This is a genomic window from Clostridium chauvoei (genome assembly GCF_002327185.1).
GTDB classification, from domain to species: domain Bacteria; phylum Bacillota; class Clostridia; order Clostridiales; family Clostridiaceae; genus Clostridium; species Clostridium chauvoei.
Map to the genome: position 1 here is coordinate 1,229,845 of NZ_CP018624.1, position 19,638 is coordinate 1,249,482.

The 19,638-nt window shown below is 25.1% G+C and carries 17 protein-coding genes and 1 other annotated feature; all 17 genes read right to left on the minus strand.

Annotation, left to right across the window (positions count from 1 at the left end; genetic code table 11):
* Window positions 1–144: 144 nt before the first annotated feature.
* The 17 genes from BTM21_RS05840 to BTM21_RS05915 all read right to left on the minus strand — a co-directional run bounded on the left by BTM21_RS05840 (window position 145) and on the right by BTM21_RS05915 (window position 19,622).
* The gene (locus tag BTM21_RS05840; protein WP_161493092.1) at window positions 145–1,311 is read right to left on the minus strand and encodes an MFS transporter; all 1,167 of its coding nucleotides are present in this window, start codon (window positions 1,309–1,311) and stop codon (window positions 145–147) included.
* Between the two features lie 99 nt (window positions 1,312–1,410).
* On the minus strand, window positions 1,411–2,580 hold the full coding sequence (locus BTM21_RS05845; RefSeq protein WP_079481344.1) for an aminotransferase class I/II-fold pyridoxal phosphate-dependent enzyme: 1,170 nt from the start codon (window positions 2,578–2,580) through the stop codon (window positions 1,411–1,413).
* Window positions 2,577–3,059, minus strand: a complete 483-nt coding sequence (locus BTM21_RS05850; protein WP_021875640.1) for an Lrp/AsnC family transcriptional regulator — start codon at window positions 3,057–3,059, stop codon at window positions 2,577–2,579. The genes BTM21_RS05845 and BTM21_RS05850 overlap by 4 nt, the downstream gene beginning before the upstream one ends.
* 73 nt (window positions 3,060–3,132) lie before the next feature.
* Window positions 3,133–3,391, minus strand: a binding site (T-box leader).
* Window positions 3,392–3,504: 113 nt separating this feature from the next.
* A complete protein-coding gene (locus tag BTM21_RS05855; RefSeq protein ID WP_021875639.1) occupies window positions 3,505–4,350 on the minus strand; it encodes a TerC/Alx family metal homeostasis membrane protein in 846 nt (281 codons plus the stop codon).
* 111 nt (window positions 4,351–4,461) lie between these two features.
* Window positions 4,462–4,842 carry a hypothetical protein gene (locus BTM21_RS05860; RefSeq protein ID WP_079481343.1) on the minus strand — a complete coding sequence of 127 codons (381 nt, stop codon included), beginning with the start codon at window positions 4,840–4,842 and terminating at the stop codon, window positions 4,462–4,464.
* Window positions 4,843–4,935: 93 nt separating this feature from the next.
* Window positions 4,936–8,085, minus strand: coding sequence for a DEAD/DEAH box helicase (locus BTM21_RS05865; RefSeq protein WP_096145377.1), 3,150 nt, complete (start codon window positions 8,083–8,085; stop codon window positions 4,936–4,938).
* Window positions 8,086–8,272: 187 nt separating this feature from the next.
* Window positions 8,273–8,458 carry an ECF transporter S component gene (locus BTM21_RS05870; protein WP_021875636.1) on the minus strand — a complete coding sequence of 62 codons (186 nt, stop codon included), beginning with the start codon at window positions 8,456–8,458 and terminating at the stop codon, window positions 8,273–8,275.
* 147 nt (window positions 8,459–8,605) lie between these two features.
* The gene (locus BTM21_RS05875; protein ID WP_242969960.1) at window positions 8,606–10,753 is read right to left on the minus strand and encodes an ABC transporter permease; all 2,148 of its coding nucleotides are present in this window, start codon (window positions 10,751–10,753) and stop codon (window positions 8,606–8,608) included.
* Window positions 10,754–10,788: 35 nt separating this feature from the next.
* Window positions 10,789–11,859, minus strand: a complete 1,071-nt coding sequence (locus BTM21_RS13915) for an ABC transporter permease (protein ID WP_242969961.1) — start codon at window positions 11,857–11,859, stop codon at window positions 10,789–10,791.
* The gene (locus BTM21_RS05880; RefSeq protein WP_079481342.1) at window positions 11,859–12,563 is read right to left on the minus strand and encodes an ABC transporter ATP-binding protein; all 705 of its coding nucleotides are present in this window, start codon (window positions 12,561–12,563) and stop codon (window positions 11,859–11,861) included. The genes BTM21_RS13915 and BTM21_RS05880 overlap by 1 nt, the downstream gene beginning before the upstream one ends.
* Before the next feature lie 328 nt (window positions 12,564–12,891).
* Window positions 12,892–14,586: a M3 family oligoendopeptidase gene (locus BTM21_RS05885; protein WP_079481341.1), complete on the minus strand. Its 1,695-nt coding sequence runs from the start codon at window positions 14,584–14,586 to the stop codon at window positions 12,892–12,894.
* Window positions 14,587–14,669: 83 nt separating this feature from the next.
* Window positions 14,670–14,993 carry a thioredoxin family protein gene (locus BTM21_RS05890; RefSeq protein ID WP_021875631.1) on the minus strand — a complete coding sequence of 108 codons (324 nt, stop codon included), beginning with the start codon at window positions 14,991–14,993 and terminating at the stop codon, window positions 14,670–14,672.
* Between the two features lie 107 nt (window positions 14,994–15,100).
* On the minus strand, window positions 15,101–15,436 hold the full coding sequence (locus BTM21_RS05895) for a hypothetical protein (protein WP_021875630.1): 336 nt from the start codon (window positions 15,434–15,436) through the stop codon (window positions 15,101–15,103).
* Window positions 15,437–15,549: 113 nt separating this feature from the next.
* Window positions 15,550–16,023 (minus strand): threonine/serine exporter family protein, encoded by a 474-nt coding sequence (locus BTM21_RS05900; RefSeq protein ID WP_021875629.1) that lies wholly within the window; start codon window positions 16,021–16,023, stop codon window positions 15,550–15,552.
* Window positions 16,024–16,025: 2 nt separating this feature from the next.
* Entirely contained in the window at window positions 16,026–16,790 is a 765-nt protein-coding gene (locus BTM21_RS05905) for a threonine/serine exporter family protein (RefSeq protein WP_021875628.1), read from the minus strand.
* Window positions 16,791–16,919: 129 nt separating this feature from the next.
* Window positions 16,920–18,335, minus strand: a complete 1,416-nt coding sequence (locus BTM21_RS05910) for an aminotransferase class I/II-fold pyridoxal phosphate-dependent enzyme (RefSeq protein WP_021875627.1) — start codon at window positions 18,333–18,335, stop codon at window positions 16,920–16,922.
* Between the two features lie 69 nt (window positions 18,336–18,404).
* Window positions 18,405–19,622: a M16 family metallopeptidase gene (locus tag BTM21_RS05915; RefSeq protein WP_021875626.1), complete on the minus strand. Its 1,218-nt coding sequence runs from the start codon at window positions 19,620–19,622 to the stop codon at window positions 18,405–18,407.
* Window positions 19,623–19,638: the final 16 nt, after the last annotated feature.

Here is a 19,638-nt window from a genome sequence, read left to right on the forward strand (position 1 = left end):
ATGTCAACGCTTCTTCTCTTATTTTTTATTAATTCTTTATATTCTGAAAATTTCCTTTAAATATCTTTCTACAAATTCTTTTATTAATTTACTTTAAAATAAAAAGCTAGTTTCTATCTAATTAGAAACCAGCTTTCATCTTATTTACACAGCTTTTTTATTTTTTAAAGTTATATTTATACCACTTACAAAGAAAAATGTCATTAAAATTGCTATAGGAACTAGAAAAATTGCTTTTTGTATTCCTAGCAAATCAGATAAAAATCCTAAAGCTAAATTCATACTAGTATTTACTATTCCTGCAAAGCTAATTATAACACCTGTTGTATAAGCTGTACCTATTTTAAAAGTATTACCGATTATTATAACAAGGGTTGGAAAAATTATTGAGAAGAAAAATCCTGATAATGAAATAATATATAATCCATTTATACCTAAAAATAATCCAAGTATAAATAAAGTACCACCTAAAAGTGAAAATATTATTACAGTCTTAATTTCTCCTAATTTATCAGCTATAAATCCGCCAACTAGTCTTCCTATTGTAAGTAATATAAAAAATAAAGATATATAGGATGCTATTTGAGATTCATTTAAATTAGAATATGAAGTCTCTATAAATCCTGGTAACCATCTACCCGTACTTTGTTCTGCCATAATATAAAAGCCCATAGCAAAAATAAAATACCAAGAAACCTTTTTATCCAAAATTTCTTTTAAAGAAACCTTATTTTCTTCTCTTGAAACCTTATTTTCTGGTAATTTTATAAATATAAATACTATAAATACAATTAATGAAATTACAACTCCTATTAAATAAACATTTCTCCAACAAATTCCATTATTTAAAAATACCCCTGACACTTTTTGTGTAATAGATAAACCTGCTCCATATGCAAAATGTGTTAAATTCATTATGATAGCTTGTCCTGTGATCCATAAAAGTGGAATTATAGTATTAGCAGCAATAGACATCATTCCTATAAATAATTGCATTATTACAAAACCTATTGTAAAAACAGTAAAATTTGGTGCTATTGAAAGCACTAAATTACCTAAAGCTGCGCCTATTAATCCTATTAAAAACAACTTTTTTTGACCGAGTTTATCACATAAAGATCCACCTACATAATTAAAAGCCAAATAAGCTATAGAACCTAAAGTAAACATTAAAGAATATCTAGTATCACTTAATGCAAAATCATTTTTTATTGTTGTTCCAAAAATATTTATAAAACCTTCTGTTGTAGCCATAAGAATCATTATAACCAGAATCATTAGAGTTTGTATATACTTATATTTTGCTCTCAAAAATCTCTCTCCTTTATTTTCATTAGTAAAATGCATAGAATTTATTATATCATAAAAACAAAAGAGACCATAGTATTTAGCTATAATCTCTTGATATATTTAATTTCTATGTTTTTCAATAAATCTTTCTATTCTTTTAATAGCTTCTATTAAATCTTCCATAGAAGCTGCATAACAGGCTCTTATGAATCCTTCTCCACAGTCTCCAAAAGCATTACCTGGCACTGCCAAAACTCTCTCTTCTATTAAAAGTTTTTCACAAAATTCATCTGAAGTCATTCCTGTAGATTTTATACATGGAAAGACATACAATGCTCCTAAAGGTTCAAAACACTCTAATCCCATTTTTCTAAATCCATTAACAAGAAATCTTCTTCTTCTATTATATTCTCTTGCCATCTCTTTAACACTATCATCTCCATTTTTAAGAGCTTCTATTGCTCCATATTGAGCAGTAGTTGGAGAACACATAATAGCATATTGATGTATTTTCTTCATTGCATCAATTAGTATTTTATTTCCACAAATATAGCCTAATCTCCATCCAGTCATAGCATAAGATTTTGAAAACCCATTTATAACTAAAGTTTTATCTTTAACTTCTTCAAAACTTGCTATAGAAACATGTTCTTTATCATAAGATAATTCTGCATATATTTCATCTGAAATTATTATTATATTTTTGTCTTTTAAGACTTCTACTATTGACGCTAATTCTTCCTTTGTCATTATTGCCCCTGTTGGATTATTTGGGAAAGGAATTATAACAACTTTTGTTTTTTCTGTTATAGCCTCTTCAAGGATTTTAGGAGTAAGTTTAAAATCATCTTCTGCTCTTAAATTTATAACTTTTGATATTCCTCCACAAAATGCAGTACATCCCTTATAAGCAACAAAACTTGGTTCTGGAATTATAACCTCATCACCTGGACCAACTAAAGCTCTTAAAGCTAAATCTATACCTTCACTCCCACCAACTGTTACAAGTATCTCATCTTTAGGATTATAATAAATATTAAACCTTCTATTTAAATATTTAGATATTTCCTCTCTTAATTCTATAAAGCCAGCATTTGCTGAATAATGTGTATTTCCTTTTTCTAATGAATATATACCCGCTTCTCTTACATTCCATGGCGTAACAAAATCAGGTTCCCCAACCCCCAATGATATTACATCTTCCATTTCATTTACCATATCAAAGTATTTTCTTATACCTGATGGTGGCATATTTCTAACATTATCTAAAATCATGTTCTCTAGGATCATATAAATATTGCCTCCCTATCTGATACTTTCTTCTCTTTAAATATAGTTCCATGATCTTTATATTTTTTTAATACAAAATGTGTTGCTGTTCCTGTAACATACTCTTGTATTGCAAGCTTTCCAGATACAAACATAGCAACTTCTTTCATAGTTTTACCTTCAACTATAACAGTTAAATCAAATCCACCTGATGACATTAGATAACATGCTTTGACTTGTGGAAAATTATATATTCTTTCAGCTACTTTATCAAATCCAACTCCTCTTTGAGGTGTTATTTTTACTTCTATTAATGCAGTAACAGTTTCTTTCCCTGTATTTTCCCAATTAATTAATGTAGTATATCCTGCAATTATATTTTTTTCTTCATAATCTCTAATAGCATCTCTTACTTCTTCAACTGTCTTTCCAGACATAATAGCTATTTCCTCATCAGTATATCTACTATTTTTTTCTAAAATTTCAAGTATATCATCCATACTTTAATCCTCCTTTTAAAATTAAATATATTCTAAATTATATATATTTTTATAAAAAAAGTCCTCCATCCCAAAAAGGGACGAAGGAACTACTTCGCGGTACCACCCTAATAAGCAAGTTATACTTGCTCACTCATCTAGAATATAAAATAAATTATATTCTATCCTCTATAACGTAAGGAAAACGTCATTATCTAATTAAGAATTTAAATTCTTATTTTTCAATAAGAGATTCAAAGGCTGCTTCTATAAAGTTTACTTACTGAAATTCCACCATTTTTCAGCTCTCTTTAAAGTTTTCTTTATATACTCTTCCTTATCATTATCTTTAAAATATTATTTTTCTATATTATAATCAAAGTTTTTAATAAATACAATAGTTTTTTAATAATATATTAACAGATTTTGCGTTAATAATTTTTATATTCTGAAAACAATTCAAGTTTTATCTACTATATTTCCGTTTTTTAATATCTTTATCATCAAATATTAATGAAATTAAAATACTTAATAGTAATATTATAATAATTATTAAAACTGATATTATAACTGATATTTCAATTCCTATATACATTATCATAAGTTTAATTCCAGTAAATATTAAAATACATGCCACTCCATATTTCATAAATTTAAACATACTATTCATTCTAGCTAATATATAATACATACTTCTTAAACCTAATATAGCAAATATATTTGATGTGTAAACCAAAAATATATCTGTAGTTATAGAAAATATCGCTGGTATAGAATCTAATGCAAAAATAACATCTGAACTTTCTATAATAATCAATATTACAAATAGTGGTGTTGCATAAATAACTTTATTAATTTTCACAAAGAAGCTATGTCCATGCAAGGTGTTAGTAACTGGTATCATTTTCCCAACTAATTTGATAATAGGGTTATTGCTAAAATGCATATTAGGATGCTTATCTAAAATCATTTTAAATCCGCTAAAAAATAATAAAATACCAAAGAAATATATTATAAAGTGAAATCTATTAACTATGGTAACTCCTAATAATATAAATATTAATCTTAAAATCATAGCTCCAAATATTCCATACTTTAAAACACGTTCTTGATAAGGTTCAGGTATGCCAAAACTTTCAAATATCATTAAAAATAAAAATAAATTATCTAAACTTAATGACATTTCTATTATGTACCCGCCAAAAAATTCTACAGCTGCTGTTTCCCCTTGTGCCAAATATATATAGATATTAAATAGGATAGCTAATAATATCCAAAAAATTAGATTTAATAGTGATTTTTTTGTTTTCATTTTATCTACTTCCTTATATAAACTACTGAAATAATTATATGAAGAAATTTTTTATTATATATCTACAAAGTAAAATATCCTAAAGATAGTTTTTATCTCTAGGATATTTACTTATATTTTCTTCTTTTTTTTGTTTAATTCACTCTCAATTTTATTAGTAATATCATCAAGATTATTATCTATATTTTCTTCTATAAAAGAGGTATTACTACAAATAGTATCTATTATAATATTAACCCATTTTATAACTTTATTAGCATCTAATTTTTTTATATCATAACTAACACCAATCAAATTTCTAGAATAATCAAAATCAATATTTTTTATTCCTTCTAGTAATTTAGCTCCCTTTAGTATAAATACATCATATTTCTTAAATTTATCTTCTATCTTTATATTATCTGAAAACTTCAATAAAATTTCTCCTGGTATGTTTCTAACAACTTTGAACTTTAAAAATTGTTTGATAAATTTTCCTTTTAAATCTAACATATAATCACCTCTAATTAATTTATTATTTATCATATGCTAGAAAGAAAACTTGTTGCGTATTTCTACCATTAATCTTATATTAATATTTTATTCTTATTTGAAAAGTTCTAGGATCTCTTCGTAAGTTAATTTATTAATTACTATTTTATCTGATATGTCACTATTCATTACTTCATTTATTAATTCCCTTTTATCATCTTGCATAGAAATTATTTTTTCTTCAATTGAGTCTTTTGATATTAATTTTATTACTTCTACTATATCCTTTTGTCCAATTCTATGAGCTCTATCAGTAGCTTGATCTTCTACTGCTGGATTCCACCATGGATCAAAATGTATAACTAAATTAGCTGATGTTAAATTCAATCCAGTTCCCCCAGCTTTTAAAGATATCAAAAAAACACTTTTATTTACACTTATATTAAAATCATTAACATACTCTAATCTTTCTTTAGCAGGAGTCTTTCCATCTAAATAAAAATAATCTATGTTCTCTAGTTTTAGTCTCTCTCCAATCTTTTCTAAAACGGAGGTAAATTGGGAGAATATTAATATCTTTCTATTATTATTAATACCATTTTTTATTAATGTTATTGCAGCATTTATTTTACCACTCCCACCTTTATAATTATCTATTAAAATAGATTGGTCTAAACATAACTCTCTAAGTTTAGTTAAATAAGAAAATACTGTAATATTATCAGTTTTACTATTTTTAATTTTATTTTTTATATCTATAACATAAGAATTATAAATTTGTTTTTGCTCTCTTGTCATTTCAACTAAATGTTTTTTCTCTATCTTATCTTTTAATTCTGTTATAACATCACTTTTAAGCCTTCTTAAAATAAAGGGATTAATTAGTTTTTTTAATTCTTCTATATTGTCTAGAAATTTATTTTTAAATTGTTCCTCAGTGTACAAATATCCTGGCATAACAAAATCAAAAATGGACCATAATTCATATAAATTATTCTCTAGTGGTGTTCCTGTAAGTGCAATTTTACAATTTGCCTTTATTTCTTTTACTACTTTTGAATTTTGAGATTTAGAGTTTTTAATATTTTGAGCTTCATCAATAATGCAGTAATCATAGACTCTATCTTTATAAAAAGTAAAATCATTTTTTAAGGTTCCATAGGTAGTAAGTATTACATCATAGTTATTTTTATTCTCTAAAATATCTAGTCTTTCTTTACTATTCCCATGAATTATACCTACATTTATTGTTGGTGCAAAGGTTTTAAGCTCATTTTGCCAATTATATATTAATGAAGTAGGTGTAACTATCAAAGCTTTTTTATTTTCTTCTGAAAGCAGAAAAGCTATTATTTGAATAGTTTTTCCAAGTCCCATTTCATCTGCTAATATTCCTCCAAAGTTCATAGACGCTATAGTTTTAAGCCAATTGTAGCCTATTATCTGATAATCTTTAAGGACTCCATTAAAACTTGATGGAACAATACACTTTACAGCTTTTTTATTTTCTAATTTAGTTGATATTTTTTTTAACGTTTCATCACATCGTATAAAAGACAATCCCTTATTCTCTATTATATTTTCTAAATATATAATCTTATTTTTATCAACTTTTAAATGCCCATCACTAAGATTTTCTTCATAATTTAAAATATCTAATAACTTAAAAAAATCCTTAACCTTGGTATCTGTTAAGTCTAAAAAATTATTATTTTTAGTTTTAAAATACTTTTTGTTATCTTTAATGGAACTTAATATATTCCTATATTCGTAAAAATCAATACCATCTATATCATAATTAACATTATAATAAGAGTTTTCATAATTTATAAAAGAATTTATATAAGACGAGTCTAAAACCTTAATATCTTTAAAGGAATTTGATAATATGACTTCTCCAAATGCACTTAAAATATTTAATCCCTCTTTTAAGAAATAGTATAACTCATCATCATTTCCTATAAACTCAAATTTATCATTTTTCTTTATAAATCTAAATCTTTCAAGTTCTATATCTATTTTATCCTTTAATTTAAACTCTTTAAAAAAATCTATATCATACTCTTCTTTTAAAATATTAATCTCTTTATCTAAATATTTAACTTTAACAGTACAGGAAATATTATTATAAATTTTATTGAAATAAAACTTAGTATCCATTATCTTACTTATATATTCTTTACTACCTTCATCTAAAAATATCTTGTTTGCTATATTATTAGATATCTTAAGAAAGCTTTTAATGGTATTTATATTTTTACTTAAATTTATTTCTCCAATAGAAATAAATTCTCCAACTATTTCTTTGTAATAATTTTGTATATCTTTAGGTAGAATATATATTTCTCTATTATAGATATATACATCACCTTTTTCATTTAATATAATAGGCACTTTCTTCTGTGTCTTTACTGTAAACATATTATTATTTTGTTTTATTGTAAGAGAAAAAGGTAATTTTGTAGTATTTATTTTTGATTTATAAGTAATATAATTATAACTTAACTCTATTTTTTTATCTTTTTCTATAAGTAAAAGAAATCTCTTTAAGTTATTAGATAATATCCTCAAGTTTTTTCCATTAACTAAATTACTTTTATTATTTATTTTTTCTATCTCTAAATACTCTTCTATAAAATCCAGTATATCTTCATCAGATTTACTAAAGATATGCTTATTAGGATCATAGGTGAATTCATTGTTAAATTTTAGTAATTCCTTTTTATTTTTAGCTTTTATAAAATCTTCTAAAGAAGCAATCAAGTTATCATGTTTATTAGCTATTCTAAACTCGGCTTCATAATAATTACATTTTCCTGTATTTATGTTCTTTATTTTTATATTTAAATCTAAAATTTCAATAGTATTTTTATCTACTATACATTTAACTAGTCTATCTCCGTTTAATTTATAAGGCTGTTTTAAATTAGGAATTTTTTCTTGTGCTAAATGATAAAATTTATAAGTTGTTGCAATGATATGTTTACAAATAAATCTATCTTTAAATTTTGAATTATTATAAAAATCATCACAATTACAAGTACTCCCAATAACTTTTCCAGTTTTCAAATCTATCTTTATATGGCAATTATATTCCTTAGCTTTATTTTCACTAAATACTTTTCCATAAATATGATATATATTATCTATTTTCTTACTTTTTATATTTGTTGCTAAATCTAAATCAAATAGTTTTTTTCCTTGACTTTTTGTAAGATTTGCTCCTAAATTTAATATTTCATATACAATATTTTTAAGCTTCAATATGTTACCTCCATAAAAATAAACAATTCAATTATTTATAAATAATCTATTATATTATCTTAAAACAATTTTATAATAAAGTAAAATTAAGAAATTATCTTATTTATTCCCTGGGAAATTTTGTAAAACAAAAGATAGATTTAAATATTAAATCTATCTTCCTTAATTAAAAATATTTAATTACTTTTTATAGAAATATTGCATATGGTGTTGGAAGTAATGAAGCAGCTATATAAATAAATGCATCTCCAATATGAATATATCCCCCATTCATTCCTGTTGGAATATGAAAAATAAATGCTGTTGTAATACAAATTATAGCTGCAAATAATGCTGTTAAGACGATTCTCTTAGTTTTATCCATATTATTCATTTATAAAATCAACTCCTTTAAAAATAATTACATTTATAATAATATATAAGCTTACCCCTGTCCATTGTATAGGTACAATTTAAAACTCAAAAAAGCAACATATAATTTAACTTTTTAGTAATGTTAAATTATATGTTACTTAATTATTTAATCAACAGACTTTAAAGATTCTACCATTTTAATATTTTTAAGTTTATAATACATTGTAAAGTTTACAAGTAATGCAAAGAACAATGTTAATCCTATAGAGTATATAAAACTTGAAAAATCAATTACTCTACCAAACATCATGTTATCCATTTCAACAGTAACCATAATAAATTTGTGTAATAATCCCCCAACTCCAAGACCTAATATTGTCCCAACTAAAGTTAAAATTATATTTTCCCTATAGATATAAGCCGATACTTCATTATCATAAAAACCTAAAACTTTAATAGTTGCAATTTCTCTCATTCTTTCACTTATATTAACATTAGTAAGATTATATAATACTACAAAAGCTAATGCTCCTGCTGATGCTATCATAATTAATACTACGTAATTTAAACTTTTAATAGTATCATCAAAACTTTTTTTAATAACAGAATTATAACTAACTCCTGTTATATGTGATTCTTTAGTAATATCTTTTGCTAAAATATCCTCTGCCTCTTTAGATGTATCTTTTAAAGAAGTAAATATTGAATTAAATTCAACTGTTGTTCTAAAAACTTCATTATAAATTTCAGGGGTAATATAAATATAATTAAAAGTATAATTTTCTGCTATAGCTGATATTCTGACAGTCCCCTTTTTATTATTACTATTTATAATGCTAATTTCATCTCCAATATTAGCTTTTATTTGTTTAGCTACCTTTTCTGAAATAACAACACCATCATTAGATAAAGTTATTGAATCTCCAGTTTTTCTATTTTTTAAGGATATAAAGGTTTTAAAATTATCTAAATCCTTTGGAACTATTAAATTTACATCTTTTTCCTGACTATCTTTAAAGTGTACCTTTCCATTTTCACTATTCACTTCTAAACAATTAATTATTCTTGAATCTTTAGATAAATTTAAATATGTCTCTTGTTTTTCTTTTAGGGTGGCTTTTTTATCTAAATTAATTACCATGTTATATTTAAAGATTTCACCAAACTGTTTAGATGCTATTGTTTCAATAGAATCTTTTATACCAAACCCAGTAAGAAGTAATGCTGTACATCCTGCTATTCCAAAAATGGTCATTAAAAATCTCTTTTTATATCTTAAGATATTTCTAATAGTTACCTTACCAATAAAATTTAGTTTATTCCAAATAAATGAAACTCTTTCCAATAATATTCTCTTACCTTCTTTAGGTGCTTTCGGTCTCATAAGAGTAGAGGGTGTTTCTATTAACTCCTTATAACATGCAAAAAATGCTGAAAGGGTTGTTACTAATATTGCTGTTAATGTTATTCCTAAAGAAATTGGAATATTAAATTCTAAAATAACCTTAGGTAAAGTGTACATAATTCCATATGCATCAAAAACTATTTTAGGGAATATAGTAAGTCCAATAGCTAACCCTAAGCTACTTCCTATTATACTTGCTAATAAAGCGTATATTATATATTTTGAAGCAATAAGGCCCTTTGAATAACCTAAAGCTTTTAACGTTCCTATATTCACCCTTTGTTCATCTACCATTCTAGTCATTGTAGTCAAACACACTAAAGCTGCTACCATAAAGAAGAATACTGGAAATACTTTTGCTAAAGCATCAATACTATTAGCAGAGTTTCCATAATCAATATAAGAAAAATGTGAATTTCTATCTAAAACAAACCATTCTGGCTTTTCTAATTCATTTAAAGCTTCCTCTCCATCTTTAATTTTACTTTCTGCTAATTTAATTTGTTCATCTAATAAGTTCTTAGATTTATTATATTCCTCTTCACCTTTTATAATTTCTCTATTTCCCTTTTCTATTTTTTCTCTTCCTAAGGAAAATTCCTTTTCTGCTGTTTCTCTTTTATCTTTTAACTTTATTTTCTCATTTTCTAGTTTGTCTCTAGAAGTTTTTAGTAATATTTCTTTATTATAAAGCTCTTCTTCACCTTTGGATAGATTATTTTTTTGTTCTTGAAGTAAATTTTGTGTGCTCTCTAATGTACTATTTAAATTTTCTAATGAAGTCTTAGTTGTTTTTAATTCATTCTCTAAAGTTAATCTCTCTTCCTCTGTAATTAGTGGATTTTTTAACTTCTCTTCCAAATTATCTATTTTAGTCTTTAAAGTTTTAGAATTATTTCCTAAATTCATTATTAAATTCTCTAATTTTAAGAATTCTTCTAAAGTTATTTTTTATTTTCATTAAATATATTTAATTCATATAGATAGTTTTTTTCTCCTTTAAGTAGCTCCTCTTCTGAAGACCTAATCTTTTCTTCACCTTTTGAGATGGATAAATTAAATTCTTTTTCGTTAATATCCAATTGTTCTTCAGATTTTTCAATCTCTAACTTTGATTCTTCTATTCTTTTTTTAGCTTTTTCAAGATCTTCATTAGCTAAAATCTTTTTCGTTTCAAGATCTTTTTTACTAGAATTTATTTTATCTTTACTCTCCTTTAAAACCTCATCATATCTTATTCCCGCTCTTACTTCCCCTAATTTTTCTACCTTTTCCTTTACACTATCTACAATATCAAAATACTCTGTATTATAACTATTAACATTTTTAGCTCCTTCTATTGTAAGAAAAATTTCTGTATAAGCTTTACTTATAAAATCATCATTAGGAATCATAATGAAATTATTTACTTGACCATTTCCTATGTTAGATTTCCCTTTGTCATATGTTAAATAGTAGGGAGTTTCTACTACCCCAACTACTTTATACTCTGAAGTTTTTAATAAATCTAGTATATTAGTATCTAAACCAGATGCTAAAGTTATAGTAGTTCCTATTTCAATGTCTAAGGCATCCATCTTAGCTTTTTCAATTACACACTCTCCAGATTTTTCAGGATATCTCCCTTGAACAATATGTACTCTATTAATATAATCTAAATTATCACTTTCTAATTTATCTGTTGGTAATCCATGGACCTTTAATACATATTCTTTTGAATTTATAGTTGTTAAAGCATCCATTGAATACGTAGGAAAAACTCCCTGAACACCTTCTATTTCCTTTAAAGCCCTGGAATCATCATCTGTTAATCCAAGAGTAGATAATAATCTAATATCCATGAGGTTATAATCATCAAAATATTTATCAGCTGTTTTTTTCATATCAACAGGTGAAATTTTAACTCCTGAAAAAAAAGCTACTCCTAAAGCTACAATTGCAATTATTGATATAAATCTTCCCTTAGATTTTCTTATATCTCTAAATATATCTTTGTTAAATGCACTTTTTTTCACTACCACTCAATCCTTTCTACTGGCATTGGATTTTCATTAATAGTAATACTTTCTATTCTACCATTCTTCACTTTTATTATTTTATCTCCCATTGGAGTTAAAGCTAAATTATGTGTGATTATTACCACAGTCATCCCTATTTTTTTACAGGTATCTTGTAATAATTTCAAAATTGCTTTTCCTGTATTGTAGTCTAAAGCACCTGTTGGCTCATCACATAAAAGAAGTTTTGGATTTTTAGCAAGTGCTCTTGCAATAGCTACCCTTTGTTGTTCTCCTCCTGAAAGCTGAGCTGGAAAATTATTTTTTCTATGTGATAAACCCACAGCATCTAAAGTTTCACTTATATCAAGAGAATCTTTACATATTTGAGTTGCTAATTCTACATTTTCTAAAGCTGTTAAATTTTGTACTAAATTATAAAATTGAAATACAAATCCTATATCGTACCTTCTATAAGTTATTAACTCCCTTGAAGAATACTTACTAATATCTTTTCCATCTACAATTACTTTTCCACTAGATACTGTATCCATTCCCCCTAATATATTTAATACAGTACTTTTTCCTGCTCCACTAGCACCAGCTACAACTACAAATTCTCCCTTATTAATATCAAAGTTAACTCCATTTAAAGCCTTAATTTCCACTTCTCCCATTTTATAGATTTTTTTTACATCTATAAATTCAATGTATTTACTCAAATTTAATCCTCATATTATATTAATTTGTAGTTAATTACTCTTATTATTTACTTATCTTTTCATTTATTATTATACATATTGATATTACTATTAACAATAAATTAAAGTAAAAAGAAGCTACTATTTTTACTAGTAACTTCTAATTTTTAATCTTTTTATTAAATTTATTTAATCCATTAAAGGTTGGCTCTATTCCCTTCTTTAAACAGTCCTCTACATAATTTATCAATACATATATACTCATAAATCCCTCTCCTTAAATCTGATTTACTTATATATATGTACGTAAATTTCATGTTATAACTAGTAAGTTAAAGAAATTTACATATTATAATTTTTTATCTTCTATATTATATAAATATTTATCTATATCATTAATAATATTTTCCATACACCCCTCTTTAAATGGTGAGTTAAGATTTGCAATCTTAACTAATTCTAAAAATGATTTAGTGCCACCTTCTTTACATAAAGATATATAATCTTTCCATGCTATATCTTTATCTTCCTTCATCTTTTTCCAAAATTGTAATGCACATATTTCAGCTAATGTATAATCTATATAGTAAAATGGAACTTCAAAAATATGACCTTGTTTAAACCAGTAAGTCCCTTTATCTAAAAATAAGTTTTCACTATAATCTTTATAAGGCAAATACTTTCTTTCTATTTTTCTCCATGCAGCTTTTCTCTCTTCTTTCGTTGCTGTATAATTTTCATAAACATAATGTTGGAATTCATCTACAGCAACTCCATAAGGAATAAAGGTTAATGCACTTTGTAAATGAGTAAATTTATATTTTTCTGTATCTTCTTTAAAGAACAATTCCATCCATGGCCAAGTTAAAAACTCCATACTCATTGAATGAATTTCGGCACTTTCATTAGTAGGCCAGATAACTTCTGGAGTTTTTATCCATCTAGATAAGTAAACTTGGAATGCATGTCCAGCTTCATGTGTCAATACATCTACATCTCCTGATGTTTTATTAAAATTAGCAAATATAAATGGTGATTTATAATCAGCTATATAGGTACAATAACCTCCTGCTGATTTATTCTTTTTACTTTCTAAATCAAGTAGCTTGTTATTTACCATAAAACTAAAAAATTCTTTAGTTTCTTTTGAAAGTTCAGAATACATTTTAGATGCTTTATCTAGCATCCATTCTTTATTACCTTTAGGAATAGCATTTCCTGATAAAAAGTTTATAGATAAATCATAATAATTAAGTTCTTTTAACCCTAATCTTTCTTTTTGTTTTTTAAAGGCTTTATTTGCTATAGGTACAATATATTTCTCTACTTGCTTTCTAAAAGTATTTACCATATCTTTATTATAATCTGTTCTAGACATTCTTATATATCCAAGTTCTATAAAATTCTTATACCCAAGTTTTTTAGCAATTTTAGTTCTTACTTTAACTAATGAATCATATATTTCATCAAATTTATTTTCATTTTCTTCAAAGAAACCCCAAAGTTTTTCTGATGCTTCTTTTCTTATATTCCTATCTAAATCCTCTGTATATTTACCTATAGAAGATATATTTAATTCCTCACCATTATAAATTATTTTAGCTGATGCAATTAATTTACCATATTCAGTTACAAGCCTGTTTTCCTCTTTTAAATCATCTATAATTTCAGATGAAAAACTCTTTAATTTAAGATCAATTAATTTTATAAATTGCTCTCCATATCTATCTATAAAAATTTTTTTAAACCTTGAGTTATTTATAAATTTAAAAAAGGCATTATCTACTTCTGAATAAAGAGGACCATTTTCATCAAAGTATTCTTGTTCTTTATCATAAAATTCATCTTTTGTATTTATAGTATGTCTAATATAACTTAAGTTAAACATTGTATCGTAATTGCTTCTTAGCTTTTCTATATTTTCTAATTTAATTTCAATTTCTTTAAAATCCCCAGCTATTTCCATTTCACTAATTGATTTTAATATAGTATTTTTATATACTTCAAAATTTGGTCTTTCATATTTATATTCTGAAAACATAATTATCCCCTCACTTATTTTTTATAATATCTTTAATTATACACTAATTTTATAATTAGAAAATATTTGTAATACTTTTTTAAATATTATTTATATAACTCTATAAGTCTGTTTAATTTACTCTCAAGCTCTAATATACTTATATATTTTGATTCTCTAAAACTTTCTTTGCCATCAATAAAAAATATAATAGCTGGCAACATAAATAAATTTAATTGTGCAGATACCTCTAATGATTTATCTGCTTTAACCTCTGAAATTTGAATACATTCAAATTTATTTACTAAAGATTCTATTTTAGGTTTTAATGCCTGACAGGCCGTGCAGGTATTAGTACTAAAATATATACAACTTAAAGAGTTTTTATTTATAAATTCTTTTAATTCCTTCATATTATTTAAAACATTCATTATATTCTCCTCTTTTCCTTTTTAAACAGTTATCTAATCTTAGTATATATAATTTTAAAAAAGATACTCATAGATAAAAGCACCTACTTTTAACTAAGTAAGTGCCTTTATAAAATCTTTTTCAATACTTCTTTATACAGTTCTCTGAGCGTTATATTTTTAAGATTTAAACCTAATTCTTCATCTTTATAATCTAATAGCCCTACATCAGGCAAACAATTTTTTTCTTCTATATTATTAAACAATTCTTTAACATTAGATATTTCAATATTATCTGGGAGAACTTCATTCTTTCTAGTGTTTGTTAATACCGTATACTTATAAGGTACCTCATATTCATCAGTATAATGTCTCTCAGTATTAAAATTTAGAGTTATGCAAGAATCCAATATCTTATTATCACAAACATAATCAAATGTAATATTATCTACTTGTCTTCCCATAAAAGTTCTCCTCCTTTAATAAAGCTCACAAAATAGAAAAGGTATATTATTACATAAAATAAAATGTCTACGTAAATGATTTAAAAATAATTTACAAGACAGCTCCTTGTTTTCTAGAGCTTCATATGCTTACTACGCCTAAATTTCAATTGGATATTATTAGTATTTTTATAAGACATAATAATTCTTGTAATAGTTGATACAAATATTATTCCTAAAGCAAGAGCCCCAGCAGATGCTAAAGTGTTTATTCCTGTTTCTAAGGATTTCATAATGTCACCTGTTATGGCTTCTACCATTGTATAATACATTCCACCTCCAGGAACCAAAGGAATAAGAGCACATACTATAAAAGTTGTAACAGGTGTTTTTAATATTCTTGCATATACTTCTGAAAAAATACTGATACTAATTGCAGCAATAAATAATGCTGATACTTGGGATAATCCTGCCATTAAAATTAATTTATATACAAACCATCCTATAGCACCATCAATTCCAGCAAAAATAAGTTTTTTTCCTTTAATATTAAATAATATTCCAAAGCCTATAGTAGCTACAAACGCCGCTAATGTTTCCCCTAACATTCTTATATTCCTCCAAATATATTAATCCACAAACTTAAAATAGTACCAGTTCCTATAGCTATTGCTATTGCTGTTAAAAAAGCATCTGTACCTCTTGCCAAGCCTGAAACTAAGTCCCCAGCTACAGTATCTCTTATTGCATTAGTTATAGAAAGACCAGGTACAAGAAGCATTATAGAACCTATAATTACTTTATCCATATCTTCTGCTAGCCCAATTTTTATAGATAATATCGCAAAAAGTGCTAAAACTCCTGCTGATATACTATTTATAAAAAATTGATTTATTTTCACTTCACTTCCTCTTATAGTTACATACTTAACTATAAGAGCTATTAAAAAAGCTGATATAGCATCTCTAAAAGAACCACCAAATAAAAATACAAAGCCAAAAGCTCCTAATGCTGAAAATAAAAGAGTAGTTTTAAAAGAATACCTTTCAGCATTCTCTATATATTTTAATCTACCTTCCAATTCTTTTAAAGATAACTGTTCTAATTGTATGGTTCTTGATAAATCATTCACTCTATCTATTTTATGCAAATCAACTGATATACCTGATATTCTTCTAACTAATGAAGAGGTTTTGCCATTACTATATACAGATACTATTATTACAGTTGGTGTTGCATAACTATCTGCTTCTTCTACCCCATAATTTTTACATATTCTATCTATAGTTTCCTCTACTCTATAGGTTTCTGCTCCACTTTCCAACATAATTTTTCCGGCATACATGGCCACATATAGTATTTCATTTATATCCATTAAATAGCCACTCCTTATTCGAAATTATAACTTAATTTTTTGATTCTATTTATTATACATTTAATAATAAATACTTGTCCATAACTAAGATATAAACTTTCTAAATAAAATTATATACCAAATATAACATTATTTAACTATTACATTAACTTTGTTGTTTTTTATTCCAATTACACTCATATTATTATAAATATATTCTTTAATTATAGAAATTGCTTCCTTTGATATCAATTCTCCTGGACAAATTAAAGGTATTCCTGGTGGATATGGAACTATTGCTTCATTGCATATTCTTCCCTCTGCTTCTTCTAAATTTATATTTTCAAATTTTTCATTAAAAACTTCATAGGGCTGCATAACCCTTTTAGGGTTTAAGCTATATTGTTTATTAAAAGTATTTCCATCATATATTGAAGTTAAATCTAAAGATTCTATAGCTTTAAATATGGATATAAAGTCTTCCTCATTATTAAAAGGAGATAATATTAATACTACCCCTGAATTAAAGCTCATTTCTGATTGAATTTTACATTTTCTTAAATACTCTAGAAGTTTATGACCATTATATTCACTAGGAATTGTGATAACATATCTACTTTTATCAATATCATAATCCTTTGGTAAATCCTTTTTATCTATTATATGAACCTTATTTAAAGAATTTATATTTTTTTTCCACTTCTCTGCTAAATTTATAAGTTTTTCATAATCTTCTTTTCCGTAATTATCTAAATAATATCGTCCATAATCTAAAGATGCCATAATTAGATATGATGGTGATGTAGTTGTAAAAGCTTTTAAATAAAATTCTAAACTTTCATCTTCATCATTTACTAAAAGATAGGCACCTTGTGTTAATGAAGGTAGTGTCTTATGTGCACTTAAAACCATATAATTACATAAATTCACTATAGATTTAGGCAATTTATTATTTACTCCAAAATGTGCTCCATGTGCTCCGTCTATAATTATTTTTAGCCCTATATTTTTTAAATCTTTTAAAATATTTTCTAAATCATAAGTAATACCGAAGTAATTAGGATATGTTAAGATTATCCCTTTAGGATTTTCGCATTGTTTTAATGATTTATATATATTATTACTATTAGGTGGCATGAAAATACCATGTTTTTCATCTATTATTGCTTCAATGTATTTAACTTTAAGTTTTCTTAATATAAGTCCGTTATAAATTGATTTATGACAGTTTCTTTCAACTAAAACTTCATCACCTTCATTAAAAGCTGAAAATATAGCTGAAAGATTTCCACTTGAACTTCCATTTACTAAAAAATAACCTTTTTCAGCTCCATAAGTTTTGCTAAGTAACTCTTGAGCTTCTTTAATAATTCCTTCAGGATAATGAAGATTATCTAAGGGATCTACTTCTGTTATATCTAAAAATCCCAATTTCTTCGCAAAGTTTTCACCTACTTCATCTCTTAAAAAACCTTTTCCACATTTATTTCCTGGCATAGATAATATTAAGTTATTCTCTTCATTATATTTTATAACTTCACTTAATAAAGGTAATTTATTTTTCAATAGTTATTGCTCCTTATCTTTAAATTTATTTTTATTATAAAATAAAGGAATGAAAAATAATTCATTCCTTTATTTACCTAGTATAATCTCTGTAGAAGGATTCTTTAATACCTTTTTTGCAATATCAATTACAAAATCTAACTCTAAATCCTCTAAGTTAATAATTTCATCTAAATATCTATTAAAATCACCAAACATTGTTCCGTAAGTTGAGAGTTCTTTAGCTAAAATTATATTTTGTTCTTCTCTAAATAATCTTTTTAATTTTATTCCCTTAATAAGTCTATACTTATCATCTTTATTTAATATAGATTTTAAATTATCTATATTATCAATACATTCATTTATTAATTTTAATGTATAATCTAAGTTTTCTTTTGAGGTGCTAAAATTTATTTTATATAATTTTATATGGCTTTCTAAAGATATTTTTGTAATTATATCATAAATAAGACCATTTTTAGTTCTTAATGTATCATAAAGAATAGAGTTAACACCTTTTCCAAAATACTCATCAAATATAATTAAAGCTTTTATCTCTTTTGGTGTTAATTTATGGATAGGATAGATAATCTCTACCTTACATGTATTTACACCTTCTCTATAGTCATAAAAAACTCCACCCTTAGGTGCTTCATATTCTATATTTTCTTTAATTACTTTCTTATCTTCCCAAATAGAAAACTCTTCTTCTATTATATTTTTAATATCTTCAAAGTCTAAAGATGAAATTACTGCAATTGAAGTGTTACTTGGAATGTAATATTTAGCATAAAAATCCTTTATATCTTCTAAGGTCATTTCTTTTAAAGTTTTTATAGTGCCTATAATAGGATTTTTTATTCTTCTATAATTAAATGAATTAAGAAAAAGTTTATCTTCTACATATTGCTCTAAATCTTCATCCCATTCATTAAGCTCTTCAATTATAACTTGCATCTCTTCTTTAAATCCATCTTCTTTAAAGGTAGGATTAACAATTATGTCTTTAAATAAAGCTAACCCCTCTTTAAAGTCTTCGCTTAAAAGAGTCCCATAATAAATTACATATGGATAATTTGTCATAGCATTTTGAAATCCAAATACATTGCTTAAATCTTTATTTATTTCAGATTCACTTCTATTTTTAGTTCCTTTATAAACCATATGTTCAGTTGCATGAGCTACTCCTAGTTTTTCTCCATCCATAATAGCCCCTGCATCTAAAGAAATAGAAATAGACGTTAAGCTTGATGTAGTCTTTTTATATACTAACTTAATATTATTTTTTAGGATATACTCTTTCAAAATATACCTCCTAAAT

Excerpts from the sequence above, each read along its gene's own strand:
- BTM21_RS05900 (WP_021875629.1), bottom strand. The coding sequence starts at position 16,023 with ATGTTAGGGGAAACATTAGCGGCGTTTGTAGCTACTATAGGCTTTGGA.
- BTM21_RS05895 (WP_021875630.1), bottom strand. The coding sequence starts at position 15,436 with ATGGGAAGACAAGTAGATAATATTACATTTGATTATGTTTGTGATAAT.
- BTM21_RS05890 (WP_021875631.1), bottom strand. The coding sequence starts at position 14,993 with ATGAATGTTTTAAATAATATGAAGGAATTAAAAGAATTTATAAATAAA.
- BTM21_RS05870 (WP_021875636.1), bottom strand. The coding sequence starts at position 8,458 with ATGAATAATATGGATAAAACTAAGAGAATCGTCTTAACAGCATTATTT.
- BTM21_RS05850 (WP_021875640.1), bottom strand. The coding sequence starts at position 3,059 with ATGGATGATATACTTGAAATTTTAGAAAAAAATAGTAGATATACTGAT.
- BTM21_RS05845 (WP_079481344.1), bottom strand. The coding sequence starts at position 2,580 with ATGATCCTAGAGAACATGATTTTAGATAATGTTAGAAATATGCCACCA.
- BTM21_RS05855 (WP_021875639.1), bottom strand. The coding sequence starts at position 4,350 with ATGAAAACAAAAAAATCACTATTAAATCTAATTTTTTGGATATTATTA.
- BTM21_RS05875 (WP_242969960.1), bottom strand. The coding sequence starts at position 10,753 with ATGAATTTAGGAAATAATTCTAAAACTTTAAAGACTAAAATAGATAAT.
- BTM21_RS05860 (WP_079481343.1), bottom strand. The coding sequence starts at position 4,842 with ATGTTAGATTTAAAAGGAAAATTTATCAAACAATTTTTAAAGTTCAAA.
- BTM21_RS05905 (WP_021875628.1), bottom strand. The coding sequence starts at position 16,790 with ATGGATATAAATGAAATACTATATGTGGCCATGTATGCCGGAAAAATT.